At 73.8% G+C, this 13551-nt stretch carries 10 protein-coding genes and 1 tRNA gene; 9 read left to right on the plus strand and 2 right to left on the minus strand.

Annotation, left to right across the window (positions count from 1 at the left end; translation table 11 throughout):
- Positions 1 to 114: 114 nt before the first annotated feature.
- The 6 genes from JOD51_RS03980 to JOD51_RS04005 all read left to right on the plus strand — a co-directional run bounded on the left by JOD51_RS03980 (position 115) and on the right by JOD51_RS04005 (position 7312).
- Entirely contained in the window at positions 115 to 840 is a 726-nt protein-coding gene (locus tag JOD51_RS03980) for a GntR family transcriptional regulator (RefSeq protein ID WP_204607125.1), read from the plus strand.
- 397 nt (positions 841 to 1237) lie between these two features.
- Positions 1238 to 1326: transfer RNA gene (locus JOD51_RS03985), tRNA-Ser, on the plus strand.
- Positions 1327 to 1461: 135 nt separating this feature from the next.
- Positions 1462 to 2481, plus strand: a complete 1020-nt coding sequence (locus tag JOD51_RS03990; RefSeq protein WP_204607126.1) for a glycosyl hydrolase family 18 protein — start codon at positions 1462 to 1464, stop codon at positions 2479 to 2481.
- 167 nt (positions 2482 to 2648) lie between these two features.
- Positions 2649 to 3578, plus strand: coding sequence for an AAA family ATPase (locus JOD51_RS03995; protein WP_204610798.1), 930 nt, complete (start codon positions 2649 to 2651; stop codon positions 3576 to 3578).
- The gene (locus JOD51_RS04000; protein ID WP_204607127.1) at positions 3578 to 4912 is read left to right on the plus strand and encodes a DUF58 domain-containing protein; all 1335 of its coding nucleotides are present in this window, start codon (positions 3578 to 3580) and stop codon (positions 4910 to 4912) included. Before JOD51_RS03995 ends, JOD51_RS04000 begins: the two co-directional genes overlap by 1 nt.
- A 60-nt stretch (positions 4913 to 4972) precedes the next feature.
- Complete coding sequence (locus tag JOD51_RS04005; RefSeq protein WP_204607128.1) at positions 4973 to 7312, plus strand: transglutaminase TgpA family protein; 2340 nt, start codon at positions 4973 to 4975, stop codon at positions 7310 to 7312.
- A gap of 97 nt (positions 7313 to 7409) precedes the next feature.
- On the opposite strand, the gene JOD51_RS04010 is transcribed toward JOD51_RS04005, so the two are convergent.
- Together JOD51_RS04010 and JOD51_RS04015 are read right to left on the minus strand one after the other, a co-directional pair.
- Entirely contained in the window at positions 7410 to 8048 is a 639-nt protein-coding gene (locus JOD51_RS04010; RefSeq protein WP_204607129.1) for a TetR/AcrR family transcriptional regulator, read from the minus strand.
- 315 nt (positions 8049 to 8363) lie between these two features.
- On the minus strand, positions 8364 to 9323 hold the full coding sequence (locus JOD51_RS04015) for a trimeric intracellular cation channel family protein (RefSeq protein ID WP_239539770.1): 960 nt from the start codon (positions 9321 to 9323) through the stop codon (positions 8364 to 8366).
- A 70-nt stretch (positions 9324 to 9393) separates the two neighbouring features.
- Here JOD51_RS04015 and efeU point away from each other — a divergent pair, with 70 nt between their 5' ends.
- The 3 genes from efeU to JOD51_RS04030 are packed head-to-tail and all read left to right on the plus strand — an operon-like array spanning position 9394 to position 13533.
- Positions 9394 to 10995, plus strand: coding sequence for an iron uptake transporter permease EfeU (efeU, locus tag JOD51_RS04020; protein WP_204607130.1), 1602 nt, complete (start codon positions 9394 to 9396; stop codon positions 10993 to 10995).
- Entirely contained in the window at positions 10982 to 12229 is a 1248-nt protein-coding gene (gene efeO, locus JOD51_RS04025) for an iron uptake system protein EfeO (protein WP_204607131.1), read from the plus strand. The genes efeU and efeO overlap by 14 nt, the downstream gene beginning before the upstream one ends.
- Positions 12226 to 13533 carry a Dyp-type peroxidase gene (locus tag JOD51_RS04030; protein ID WP_204607132.1) on the plus strand — a complete coding sequence of 436 codons (1308 nt, stop codon included), beginning with the start codon at positions 12226 to 12228 and terminating at the stop codon, positions 13531 to 13533. The genes efeO and JOD51_RS04030 overlap by 4 nt, the downstream gene beginning before the upstream one ends.
- The last annotated feature ends 18 nt before the right edge of the window (positions 13534 to 13551 follow it).

Below are 13551 nucleotides of genomic sequence, written 5' to 3' on the forward strand. Positions count from 1 at the left end.
CACACCGCCGGAGAGGACAGCGCGCTGTCCTCCACAGACGACAGACCGGCGCGGTTGTCCACCGGGCCGCCGACGCCCTCGGCCATCGGGGCCGCTGTGCATGACGGTGACCTGATGACCGAACCCCTGCGTGTCGACAGCGACGTGCCCAGCAGTGCTGCCAGCGCTCCGGGCGCCCCGACTGCTGCCGGTGCCGGCGACCCGCTCGGCGTGCCGCGGAACCTGCTGCGCGACGCGGTGTTCGAGCGGATGCTGCGCAACATCCTGCGTGGCCACTACCGCCGTGGGCAGCGTCTGCGACTCGACGCCCTGGCCGACGACATGCGGGTGTCCCGGACGCCGGTGCGCGAAGCCCTCGTCCCGCTCGAAGCCCTGCGGCTGGTCATCGTCCAGCGCTACGTCGGCGTCGTGATCGCCCCGTGGACGGTCGGGCAGATGGTCGAGCGCACCCGGATCGCGCAGTCGATGCTCGTCGATCCGCCGACCAGCTGCGCGCGGGCCGACGAGCCGTTCGACCCGTCCGTCCTGCGCGACTGCCTGTCCGAGGCCGGCGCGTTCGTCGAGCTCGCCGTCTGGGTGCTCCGGCGCTCGGGAGCCCCGGTCAGTGCGGACTGGCTGCGGTCACAGCAGACGGTGCTCGACGTCTTCCACACCGATGACATCGCCCGGGCGAACGGCATCGACGTCGCGGCGGACTGGACCCGGCGCATGCAGGTCGTCAAGGCCGCACGGAACGCCGCGCTCGCGGACGACGTCGCCCTGTGCGCCGTGCGGCTGACCGAGCTGTCCGAGCTGCTCATCGCGCTGCCCGAGCGGTTCCGCAGCGCCGAGACGGCCTGACCGGTGCCGGGCCCTCAGGACCCCGGCGGCACCGCGGACGTCCCGGAACCAGGTCGCTCCCCGGGCGGGCACTGACGATCGGGGCGTCAGGCCCAGGCCACGGGGAGCGACATCTGGGTGGTGCACTGCGTGCTCTTGCTGGGTGCTGTGTCGCGGCGACGGGGGTGTGACGCCCCGGAATGTGATGCCACGTCAGGATCAGACTAGGCACCGGGGTACACAACAGCAACCCCTCATCGTCCCCAATTCGGGGGACCGGCCGATTCGATGCCGCACGCACGCGGTGAACCGGCCTGGCTGGTCCCCGGTCTGCGGTCCGCGGTCCGGGGCTGTGATCCGGTGGTCCGACCGGGTCGAGAGTCCGCCGGACCTCCTGTATGCTCGTCGTCGAACACCTGGAGACGTCGCATAGTCAGGCCGAGTGCACCACCCTGCTAAGGTGGAGTCCCCTCTAGGGGACCGAGGGTTCAAATCCCTCCGTCTCCGCACTCCACGAAACCCCGGTCCCGCTCAGCGGATCGGGGTTTCGTCGTCTCGCTGGCAGTGCTCCCGGGCCGCCCACTCCGGGCGCACCGGGTCTCGGGCTGTCGCACGGGCTACGGTCATCGGGTGATGCGACGGATGACGTCTGCCGCGGCGACCGTCGCGGTCGCCGCCCTGCTGCTCGCCGGGTGCAGCGCCGACCGCAACGCCGACGGCAAGGACGACGGGAACGGCGCGGGTAGCGGCATCGAGGGCTACGTCGAACCCGGTGGCGGCGCCGCCGAACGCGTCCGGACCGCGGTCGACCGCGGCGCCGACGTCATCGGCGTCGACGGGGCTGCACTCTCCGACGACGGCACGCACCTGCTGCCGACCTCCGGCGACGTCGGGGAACTCGTCGGTGTGGCCGCGACGGCCGGAGCCCGGACCGAGGTGCTCTTCAGCAACTACTCCTCGAGCATCGGGGACTTCTCGCCCGAGGGCGCCACGGCCCTGTTGTCGTCGTCGGCCAACCGGGCCCGGGTCGTCGGGGAGCTCGTCGACCTGGCTGCGCGACTGGGGACCGACGGCGTGCAGATCGACCTCGAGTCGATGCGCTCCCAGGACCAGGCCGACCTGGTCGCCTTCGCCCGGGCGCTCCGCACGGCGGTCCGCGAGCGGCTCGGGGCGGACGCCGAGGTGTCCATCGCGATGATGTCCTCCACGGACCCGGCCGAGTACCGCTCGCGCGGCTACGACCTGGCCGGGCTCGCGCCGCACCTGGACCGGACCGTGCTGATGACCTACGACCAGCACGGGCCGTGGAGCGACGCCGGGACGATCGGGTCGCTGCCGTGGACACGGAAGGCACTCCGGACCGCGATCGCCGGCGGGCTGCCCGCGGACCGCATCGACGTCGGCGTCGCGGGCTACGGCTACGCCTGGGGTCCCGGCGCGGACCCCGCCCCGATCCCGGCCGCCCGGGCGTCGCACCTGGCCGGCGACCGTGCGGTGTGGTCGGACCGCACCGGGGAGTGGTCGGCGACGCTCGCGGACGGCCGGCAGCTGCACTGGTCGGACGAGCGGTCGTACGGTGTCCGACGCGACCTGGCCCGCGAACTCGGCGTGCACGGGGTCGCGATGTGGTCGCTCAACCTGTCCTCCCTGCCGGGGCGGTGACGGGCCTCCCGTCCGGACGACGCGTTCGGTGACGCATCCTCCGGTTGCGCTCACTCGGCCGTTGTAGCATCGCCGGACATCGACCCAGCGGCGAGGAGACCTGCGTGCCGGAGCTGACCCACCACACCGTCCCGATCGACCGGATCCAGGACGCGGGGGCGGCCGTCATGGCGTCGGTCGCGACCGTGGTGGACGGCAAGAGCGAGGCGATCCGCACCGCTCTCACCGTGATGCTGGCGGAGGGGCACCTGCTCGTCGAGGACGTCCCCGGCGTCGGCAAGACCGTGCTCGCGAAGGCACTCGGGGCCTCGGTCGGCGGGTCCGTGAGCCGCATCCAGTTCACCTCGGACATGCTCCCCTCGGACGTCACCGGCGTGAACATCTACGACCAGTCGTCCGGCACCTTCCGGTTCTCGCCCGGGCCGGTGTTCGCGAACGTCGTGATCGGCGACGAGATCAACCGCACCAGCCCGAAGACCCAGTCGGCGCTGCTCGAGGCGATGGCGGAGTCGCAGGTCACGGTCGACGGCGTGACCCGACCCCTCGAGTCCCCGTTCATGATCGTCGCGACGCAGAACCCGGTCGACATGGAGGGCACCTACCCCCTGCCGGAGGCGCAGCGCGACCGCTTCATGGCGCGCATCGCGATGGGCTACCCGAGCCCCGGTGCCGAGCGGCGGATGCTCGCGGCCCGCGGTGGTCACGACCCGCTCGCCGACCTGCGTCCGGTCGTCGACGTCGACACGCTCCGCGCGATGATCGCGTCGGTCCGCACGGTGCACATCGCCGCGGACGTCGAGGCCTACATCGTCGAGCTCGTCCGTGCCACCCGCATGCACCCCGACCTGCTGCTCGGCGCGAGCCCGCGGGCGACCCTGCACCTGGCGCAGGCCGCCCGGGCGCACGCGGCGCTCCTCGGCCGGAGCTTTGTCACCCCGGACGACGTCGCCGCCCTGGCCCCGGTGGTCCTGGCACACCGGCTCGTCCCGGTGGCCCGCGGCCTCGGCGGCTCGGCGGAGGACACCGCCCGCGGGATCGTCGTCCGGATCGTCTCCGACACCGCGGTGCCGTTCACCGCGACCCCCGTCCGCTCCTGATGGCCGACCAGCGCCCCGCCGTCCGACCGTTCGCGCTGCGCGCGGGCGCGGCCGGCTCGGCGCTGTCCCGGATCGGCCGTCGCGGGCTCGGCATGCTGCGCCGCACCCCGTTCCCCCGGCCGACGCTCCGGGGCTGGACGGTCCTCGCGGTCGGTCTCGGCCTGGTCGGCGGCGGCCTCGTCGCCTCGATGAGCGTCGCCGTGTCCGCGGGGCTCCTGCTCCTGGTGCTCGTCGTCTCGGGTGTCGTCACCGCACTGGCCGTGGCGGCGCCGCTCCGCGCCTCCCGGTCGGCACCGCGCGCGATCGTGCAGGTGGGGGAGGTCTACCGGGAACGCGTCACGCTCCGCGGGTCCGAGGTGCGGTTCGCGCCGCGGTCGACGCTGCTGGTCCGAGAGCAGCTCGACGACCTGTTCGTGAGCACGAACGAGGCCGCGTCGCTCATCACCATCGGACCGGGTGCCCCGCCGGCCGTGCTCGACGTCGAAGCCCTCGCGATCCAGCGGGGGAGGGCGTTCGTCGGCCCGGTCACGGTCCGCGTCGAGGACCCGTTCGGCCTGCTCCGCATCGACCGTCCGGTCGTGCCGGCGGAGGAGGTCGTCGTGGTCCCCGGGACGACGCCGCTCGCCGCACTCGACACCGGTGCGCTCGTCGGCGCGGTCTCCGCGGACGAGGGCCGGGTCGGTCAGGGCGGTTCCGCCGACGACAGTGAGCTCCGTCCCTACCGACCGGGCGACCCGATCCGTCGCGTGCACTGGGGGCAGAGCGCGAAGCGAGGCGTCCTGCACGTCCGCCAGACCACGCAGGCGCAGCCGCCGGAGGCCGTGGTCGCCCTGGACGTGCGCCGATCCTCGTACCAGCAGCTCGGCCGCGACGACCTGTCGGAACTGTCCGACCTCGGCGGCGACCAGGCCTTCGAGCACGCCGTCGTGGTGGCGGCCAGCGTCGCGCGGGCCCTGTCGGCACGCACCTCCCGGGTCGCGCTCGTCAGCGACGGCCCCGGCGGGGACGTCCGACACAGCGGCGACGCGGGCGGGCTGTCGGAGGTCCTCGTGGGGCTGGCCGACGTGCAGCCCCGCTCGGACGCCCGCGAACTGACCGACGTCCTGCACGAGGTGCGCGGCCGTGACGTGCACGGCATGACCGCCGTCGTCACCGGGCACTGCAGCGCGGAGGAGGCGGCCGAACTCGTCTCCACGACGAACGGGTCGAGCCGTGGTGTGCTCGTCACCGTCGTCGCCCCGGACCCCGTCGTGCGCGGGATCATGGGCCGTGCCGGGTGGCGCGTGCTCGTGGTCCCGGTGCCCGGCACGACCACGAGCGGACACAGCCGATGACCGCCACCAGCCCGAGCGGACACAGCCGATGACCGCCACCAGCCCGAGCGGACACAGCCGATGACCGCCACCAGCCCGAGTCGGCAGCGCGAGCACGTCGACGTCCGCGAGGTCCTGGACCGTGACGACCGCAGCCCGGACAGCCCCGGCGCCTGGGTCGTCGCCCTCGCCCCGGTGCCCGTCCTGGTCGCCGCGCTCGCGATGCGGCCGCTCGTGCAGGGTGTCTCGTGGTGGCTGTCCGGCGTGGTCTTCACCGCCGTGCTCGTCGCCGTCGTGCTCGGCGTCCGGACGCGACCGCGTGGTGTCCGGTTCGTGGCGCTCGTCGCCACGCTCGTGCTCGGCTCCTGCGCCGCCGCGCTCCTCAACGACACCGCACCGCTCGGGTGGCTCGACCGGAACGGCGCCCTCGGGCAGACGCTCGCGGCGATCCGCCTGAACCCGGCACCGCTGCCGCAGACCGACTCGATCCGCCTGATCGTGACGGTGGCGATCGCCTGGGTCGCGGGTGCCTCGCTGTTCCTGGCGGCCGTGGCCCCGACCGCCGCCCTGGCCGCCGCACCCGCGCTCGTGATCCTGCTGGTGCCGGGCATCATCACCGGCGAGGCCCCGTCCGCGTGGCTGATCGCCGGCACCGCGCTGGCCTTCCTGGCGCTGCTGTGGACCTCGGTCCGACCGGTGCAACGGGTCTTCCCGGCGGCCGTCGTCGGCGCGATCGGCCTGGTCGTGGCGATCGGCCTGCCCGTCCTCGTGCCGATCAACGCCGGCTGGCTCTCCGGTGTGACCGGGGCGATCCAGTCGCCGATCCAACCCGGACGCCCGGGCACCCTGCTCGAACTCGGCCAGGACCTCCGCCGTCCGAACGAGCTCGAGGTGTTCCGCTACCGGTCCTCCGACGGGCAGCCGGAGTACCTCAAGCTCGCGGACCTCGACGAGTTCGGCACCGGCGACTGGGTGCCGACCGTCACCGACGCCTCGACCTCGGACACCGCCGACCAGTCCCGACGGGTGGACGGCATCAACCCCCGGTTGGCGGACCGCGGGGACGTCACCGTCCAGATCACCGGGCTGTCGAGCAACTACCTGCCGGTGCCCGCCGGTGCGATGTCGGTCGAGTCGAAGTCGACGAACCTGGACCTCACCCAGTGGCGCTGGTCCGGCGACGCGAACACGGTGCGCTCGGCCGGTCCGGCGACCCGACGCGGCGCGGTCTACGAGGCGTACGGCGCCTCGGTCTCCGCGAACGCCTACCTGGACGCCATCGCCGCGTCCGGCCGGTTGTCCCAGGCGGACGGTCGCGGCTTCGTCGTGCCGTCCCGGGCGCAGCTCCGGACCGACACGGAACTGCCGAAGGACCTGCCGGCCGTGATCCGCACGACCGCGGCCCGGGTCGACGCCGGCGCGACCACCGACTACGCCCAGGCCCGGGCACTCGAGCGGTGGTTCCGCAGCGGCCTGTTCACCTACTCCGAGACGGCACCGGTCGAGCAGGGCTACGACGGCGACAGCATGGACGTCGTCGCCCGGTTCCTGCAGGAGCGTTCCGGCTACTGCGTGCACTTCGCGTCCGCGATGGCCGTGATGGCCCGGACGCTCGGCATCCCGTCCCGCATCGCCGTCGGCTACCGCGCCGGTGCGAGCCGTGAGGACGGCCAGTACACGGTGTCGAACCGCCAGCTGCACTCGTGGCCGGAGCTCTACATCCGAGGCGCCGGCTGGGTGTCGTTCGAGCCGACGCCGGACTCCGACCAGGCCGCACAGCCGCAGCCCTCCGCCTCCGCCACCCCGGCTCCGGCCCCGACCGAGACGCCCCTGCCGGCCCCGGGGGAGACCGCCCCCTCGTCCGCCTCGGCGACCCCGACCCCGACGCCGACCGCCGCCGCTGCGGGCGGCAGCAGCACCGGCGGCGGCCCCGTCCCGTGGGGTGTGCTCGTCGGCGTGCTCGTCGCCCTGGCCGTGCTCGCCGCCCCGGGTGCGGTGCGGGCGACGCGACGGCACCGACGACTGAGCGGGATCGCCGCCGGGCGACACCCGGCCGTCACCGCCTGGCGCGAGCTGCTCGACGACCTCGCCGACCACGGCTGCACACCGGGATCGGCTCCACCCGGGGACGCTGCGGCGGTCGCCCGGACGGCACGCGCCGACCTCGGTCGGCTCCGATCGGTCGTGCCGCCATCGGTGCTGCCGCACCTGCGGTCCGTGGTGGACGCCGTCGACCACGAGCGGTTCGCCGCCGACGGCCGTTCCGACACGCAGGCGCTCCTGCGGTCCGTCCAGGAGGCCCGCACCGCGTTGGACGCCGCCGTGTCCGGTGGTCGTGTGGTCCGGTCCCGCCTGCTCCCGCCGAGCGTGCTGCCCTCGGGTCGTCCGTCCGACCGTCGGCCGGCGCCGGCGGCGGGCTGACCCGGCCCCGGAGGCCGACCGACCGGCACCGCCCGACCCCTGCGCCGCGGGCCCCCGGCACCGCTGGGTCGCGCACCGTGCTGGCCCGGCCGGCCGGTCAGCGCGGCCGGAGCACCGCCTCCACCACGGTCGCGACCGCGTCGCCGGGGTGCATGCCGTCGAGGGCCGGTGCGTCGAACACCATGCCGGAGTTCGTGGCGATGAGGATCGTCGCGAAGGTGTCGAGCGGCATGCCGGGGTCGACCTCGGGGTGCGCGGCGAACCAGGTGTGGACGAGTTCGCGCACGCCGTCCTGCAGGGTGCGACGCTGGCGGACGAACTCCGGCATGAACTCCGGGTGCCGCATGGCGTAGGCACGCAGCTCGGAGAGCAGGGCGAACTGCGCGCTCTGGTCGTGCCGCCCGAAGGCCGCCCGGACGACGTCGCTGATGTCCGCGGCGCTGACGTCGAGCCCGATCAGCTCCTGCAGTGACGCGAGCACCATGCTCGTGGCGCGCTGCATGACCTGCGCGACCAGGTCCTCCTTCGAGGAGAAGTTCGAGTACACGGCGCCCTTGCTGAAGCCCGCGGCCGCGGCGACGGCGTCGAGCCGGGCTTCGTGCACGCCCTGTTCGGCGAAGACCCGGGAGCCGGCGGCGAGCAGACGCTCCCGGACCTCGGACCGTGGTGTCCGGGGGACCGGCGTGGTGCGGTCCTCCGATGTCCCCGGATCGACCGGGTCGGTTGCGTCGGTCATCGGAGGATCCTGTTCCGGGACTCTGCTGGTGCGGGTGGTGCTGGTGCGGGGTGTGCGGATGACGCGTGTGCTCGTCGCGGCGGTGCCCGCGGCTGGGGCCGGTGCTCCCGCCGGCAGGCCCGGGGGACCGCACCGCGTGTCTGATCACGCGCGGAGCGGTGGCCCCTCGTGCCGGCACGGACGGTGCCTGCGCGCCCCACGACCGGACCGCCGTCTTCGGGTCACGTCGGTTCGTCGTCTCGGGGAGTGCAGCCGGGTCGATACCCGGCGGTCTCGAGTGTACGTCGTGTCTGCGGCGGGCGACAGGGCGGCGGCTCAGTCCTCGTGGCGCTCCGCGGGATGTGGCGCGTCCGGGTCCGGGCGCAGCCCGCCGGTGCGCGGCCCCGCAACGCCGTTCGCCGCAGCGCCGTACCCCTCGGCGCCGTGCCCGTCGCCACCGTGCCCGTCGCCACCGTGCCCGCCGTCGCCGCGGCCCTCCCCGCGGAGCCCCTCGATCCGGATGCTGCCGGTGTGCAGCCCACCGGCGCCCGCGCGCTGCCCGGGCCGACGGAGCACCCGCGCACCGACCGGCCGGACCGGCCGCGGTGTCCGCCCGCGCCCACGGCCGCGTCCGAGCAGCGAGGCGAGCCGCGACTGCGGTTGCCAGTTGCGGCCGTTCGGCAGACCCCAGCCCCAGCGGACGGCGCCCCAGCGCAGCAGCAGCGAGAGCACGACGGCGGCGATGATGCCGATCGTCGGCGAGCCGAGTGCGGACGCACCGACCATCACGACCGACGCGGCGACCGCGACCGAGGCGTAGAGGGCGTTGCCGCCGAACACCGCCGGCACGCGTCGGAGCAGCAGGTCACGCCCGACCCCGCCACCCACCGCGGTGATGGTGCCCATGATGATCGCGGCCGGCCACTCGAGCCCGGCGTCGAACGTGCGCTGCACCCCGACCACCGCCCAGAACCCGATGACGGCGGCGTCGAGGAACGTGAACAGCCGGTCCCACCCGCGCTCGGAGAACGACACGAAGAACGCGACCAGCGCCCCGGCCACCGCGACCGGCACGTACAGCGGATCGGTGAGGGCGACCGGGGGACCGTTCTGCAGCAGGACGTCGCGGAGCATCCCGCCGCCGAGGCCCGAGACGAACCCCACCACCAGGAAGCCGAACAGGTCGAAGTCCATCGACCGGGCGACCGCGCCACCGAGCAGTGCGGACGCGAAGACCCCGGCGAGGTCGAGCACGTTCGTCACGGCGGCGAGGCCGTCCACGGTCAGCAGGTTCATGAGGACCATCAAAGCGCACGCGTCTCCGGCTGGCGGTTCGCGCGCCGGTTAGGTTAGCCTCACCTTCGTCATGCTCGCCACACTCGTCATCGGTCTCCGCGAAGGCCTCGAAGCCACCCTGATCGTCGGGATCATCGCCGCGTTCCTCCGACGGAACCGCGTTCCCCTCGCCCCGATGTGGACCGGGGTCGGCGTCGCCGTGCTCCTCAGCATCGCCGTCGGGCTCGGGCTGCAGGTCGTCGAGCAGGCGCTCCCGCAGGCGCAGCAGGAGGCGATGGAGGCCGTCATGGGCATCGTCGCCGTGGTCTTCGTCACCGGGATGATCGTCTGGATGCGGACCCACGCCCGCCACCTCAGCCGCGAGCTCGAGGCCAGCGCGTCCGCCGCCCTCGGCCGCGGCACCGCTTGGGCACTGGCCGGCATGGCCTTCCTCGCCGTCCTCAAGGAGGGCTTCGAGACCTCGGTCTTCCTCCTCGCCACCTTCCAGGCGTCGACCGACACCGGCCTCGCCGCCCTCGGCGCGGTGATCGGCATCGCCGGCGCGGTCGTCGTCGGGTACGGCATATACACCGGCGGTGTCCGGCTCGACCTGGCGAAGTTCTTCACCGGCACCGGCGTCTTCCTGGTCTTCGTCGCCGGCGGCCTGGTCCTGACCGTGCTCCGCCGGGCGCACGAGGCCGGCTGGGTCGTGATCGGTCAGCAGCGGACCGTCGACCTCAGCTGGCTCGCCCCGAACGGTTCGGTGCAGGGCGCCCTGGTCACCGGTGTGCTCGGCATCCCGCCGGACCCGCGGGTCGTCGAGGTGCTCGGCTGGGTCCTCTACGTCGTCCCCGTCCTGGCCCTGTCGCTCTGGCCGCGCCGGTGGAAGCCGTCGGCCGTCCGCGTCCCCGCCGTCCGCATCGCGGTCGCGTCCGGACTCGCGGTCGCCGCCCTCGCGCTCGCCGTCGCCGTCCCGGCCGGACACACCGACGTCCCCGCGACGACCCGCGTCACCGGCGACGCCCGCTCCGTCACCGCACGGGTCTCCGGGGCCACGGCGACCCTGCGCGTCGTCGGCAGCAGCACCGGCAGCGCCGGCCGGGAGGCGCGCATCACCCTCCCCGCGGCGGCCCACCGCCGCGTCACGCGCGCCGGCACCACGACCGACCGCTGGCGGGTCACCTCCGACGGAGGGGCCGCCGACCAGCCCGCCACCCTGACGCTCGACGACCTCGTGCAGCTGTTCGGCCGGATCCCGGTCGGCATCTCCCCGAGCAGCGCGCCCGGGCCGTACCGGGCCTCCTGGGTGACCCGCGACACCGTGACGCTGTGGAGTGTCGGCGGCGGCGTCGTGGACGCGAGCCGTGCGGAACGCTCGGTGCTCACGCTGACCGGTGGGGGCCTCCCGACCGCCCGGACTAGCACGCTCGACCGCACCGTCTGGGCCGTGCCGCGCGCCACCGTCGACCGGACGACCGCCGCCCTGGCGGCGGACCGGACCCACACCGCGGAGCTCGCCCTCTGGACCCGCTGGCTGCCCCTCGCGCTCGGCATCGCCGCCGCCGCGCAGGTGCTGCTCGCCCTCCGGGACCGCCGTCGCCTCGGCCTGCCCGACACGACCGTCCCCTCGACCACCCCCACCCGTGGCCCTCCCGTCACGGCGACCGCAAGGAGCACCGATGCCGTTCGGTAGAGCGACCACCGTCCGACCCCTGACCACGCGGGGGCGCCTCGTCACCCTCGGCGCGCTGGGCGCCGTCGCGGCACTGGCCCTCACCGGCTGCGCGAGCAACGGGACCGCCTCGGGTGACGCCACCGAGACCTCCGGCAAGGTGGCCCGGGTCACCGTCACCCTGACGAACGACGGTTCCGACCGCTGCGCCGTGAGCAGCAGCAAGGTCGGCGCCGGACCCGTGACCTTCACCGTGAAGAACGAGTCGTCGACCGCGATCACCGAGGTCGAGCTGCTGCAGGACCAGCGCATCCTCGGCGAGAAGGAGAACCTGGCGCCGGGACTCGACCCGGTCTCGTTCACCGCGACGCTCACCGGCGGGAAGTACCAGGTGTACTGCCCGGGTGCGGAGCACGAGCTCACCGGCCTGACCGTGACCGGCTCGGTGAAGTCGACCGCGAACAGCAGCGCCGCGAGCCTGCTGCAGGACGGCACGAAGGGGTACGCCGAGTACGTCGACGGCCAGGTCACCGACATGGTGACCGCGGTCGACAAGCTCGAGAAGGACGTCGACGCCGGTCACCTGATGGCCGCGAAGACCGACTACGCGAACGCCCGACCGTACTACGAGCACGTCGAGAGCGACGTCGACGGCTTCGTGAAGAAGGGCCACAAGGCGACGGACAACGCCGGCAACCTCGACTACCTCATCGACATGCGCGCCTCGAACGCCGACCCGGCCGTCGGCTGGAGCGGGTTCCACGCCGTCGAGCGCGACCTGTTCGCGACGGGTGCGATCACCGCCGACACCAAGCGGTACGCCGACGACCTCGCCACGAACGTGCACCTGCTCGCGAAGCTCGTGCCGACGCTGGAGTACAAGCCCGAGGACCTGGCCAACGGTGCCGCGGGCCTGCTCGAGGAGGTCCAGTCGAACAAGATCACCGGCGAGGAAGAGGCGTACAGCCACATCGACCTCGTCGACCTCGCCGCCAACGTCGAGGGTTCCCGCCAGGCCTTCGCGTACCTCAAGCCCGGACTGACGAAGGTCGACCCGGCGCTGACGAAGCAGATCGCCCAGCAGTTCGACGCCACGAACACGCTCATGGACAGCTTCCGGAACGCCGACGACCTCGGCGGCTTCGACAGCTGGGACGCCTCCACCCGGGCCGCGCACGCGAACGCGATCTCGCAGCAGGTCCAGGCACTGCAGGACCCGCTGTCCCGCCTGGCCGAGAAGGTCGCCACCGCGTGAACGACCGCGACGACCGCGACGACCGGAACCCCGGAGAGGACCAGGCCCGGGGAGTCTCCCGCCGGGGCCTGCTCGGCGCCGGCCTTGCGGTCGCCGGAGCCGGTGTCGGCGCGGCCGCAGGGATCGCCGGGTCCGCGGTGGCGAGCGGGGTCGACCCGTTCACCGCGGCGGCGAACGGCGACGAGTCCGTCGACACGTCCCGCAGCCACCCGTTCTACGCGACGACGGCCGGTGCACCGCAGGGCGGGATCCGGACCGACCCGCAGCGGCACTGCGTGTTCATGACCTTCGACCTGACCCTCGGAACCGCGACCGAGCTGCAGGTGCTGCTCGCCCGCTGGTCGGCCGCGATCGCGCAGCTGCAGGCCGGGGAGACCATCGGCAGCGTCGAACCCGCGCACGGGGACGGCGTCGGCGCGGACACCGGCGAGGCGCTCGACCTCGGGCCCGCGTCCCTCACCGTCACGGTCGGCCTCGGCCCCGGGGTCTTCGACGAGCGCTTCGGCCTGGCCGGCAAGCGTCCGGCGGACCTGGCCGAACTGCCGTCGCTGCCGAGCGACCGGTTCGAGTCCGGGCTGACCGGTGGCGACCTGTCCCTGCAGGCCTGCGCCGACGACCCGCAGGTGGCGTACCACGCGGTCCGTGACCTGGCCCGGATGGCCCGGGGGAGCGCGACCGTGAAGTGGACCGTCCTGGGCTTCGGTCGGGCCTCGGCCGGGCCGACCCAGGCGACCCCGCGGAACCTCATGGGCTTCAAGGACGGCACCCGCAACATCACCACCGACGCCGACCACGACCGCTTCGTGTGGCTCGACGAGGACGCCGACTGGATGGCCGGCGGCACCTACCAGGTGGTCCGGAAGATCCGGATGAACCTGGAGATCTGGGACGCCGACGTCGTCAGCGACCAGCAGCGGGTGTTCGGGCGGACGAAGGTCAGCGGCGCGCCGCTCTCCGGCGGCCAGGAGCACACCACTCCGGACTTCCACGCAACCGCGCACGGAGCGCCCGCGATCGACCCCCGCTCGCACGTCGCCCTCGCCGCACACGAGGCGAACGGTGGCGTGAAGATCCTGCGCCGCGGCTACAACTACACGGACGGGCTCAACCAGTACGGGCAGCTCGACGCCGGACTGCTGTTCGTGGCGTACATGAACGACCCGGACCACTTCACGCGGCTGCAGCGGAAGCTCGGCGCGTCGGACCGGCTCAACGAGTACATCGCGCACATCGGGTCGGCGGTCTTCGCGGTCCCGCCGGCACCCCGCAAGGGTTCGTACATCGGCGAGCAGCTCTTCCGCTGACCCCGGCCGCGCCGGGAA

Origin of the sequence: Curtobacterium herbarum, assembly GCF_016907335.1 — a bacterium.
Taxonomy (GTDB): Bacteria; Actinomycetota; Actinomycetes; order Actinomycetales; family Microbacteriaceae; genus Curtobacterium; species Curtobacterium herbarum.

Coding starts and splice junctions, on each gene's coding strand:
- JOD51_RS03980 (WP_204607125.1), top strand. CDS start 115: ATGACCGAACCCCTGCGTGTCGACAGCGACGTGCCCAGCAGTGCTGCC.
- JOD51_RS03990 (WP_204607126.1), top strand. CDS start 1,462: ATGACGTCTGCCGCGGCGACCGTCGCGGTCGCCGCCCTGCTGCTCGCC.
- JOD51_RS03995 (WP_204610798.1), top strand. CDS start 2,649: ATGGCGTCGGTCGCGACCGTGGTGGACGGCAAGAGCGAGGCGATCCGC.
- JOD51_RS04000 (WP_204607127.1), top strand. CDS start 3,578: ATGGCCGACCAGCGCCCCGCCGTCCGACCGTTCGCGCTGCGCGCGGGC.
- JOD51_RS04005 (WP_204607128.1), top strand. CDS start 4,973: ATGACCGCCACCAGCCCGAGTCGGCAGCGCGAGCACGTCGACGTCCGC.
- JOD51_RS04010 (WP_204607129.1), bottom strand. CDS start 8,048: ATGACCGACGCAACCGACCCGGTCGATCCGGGGACATCGGAGGACCGC.
- JOD51_RS04015 (WP_239539770.1), bottom strand. CDS start 9,323: ATGAACCTGCTGACCGTGGACGGCCTCGCCGCCGTGACGAACGTGCTC.
- efeU (WP_204607130.1), top strand. CDS start 9,394: ATGCTCGCCACACTCGTCATCGGTCTCCGCGAAGGCCTCGAAGCCACC.
- efeO (WP_204607131.1), top strand. CDS start 10,982: ATGCCGTTCGGTAGAGCGACCACCGTCCGACCCCTGACCACGCGGGGG.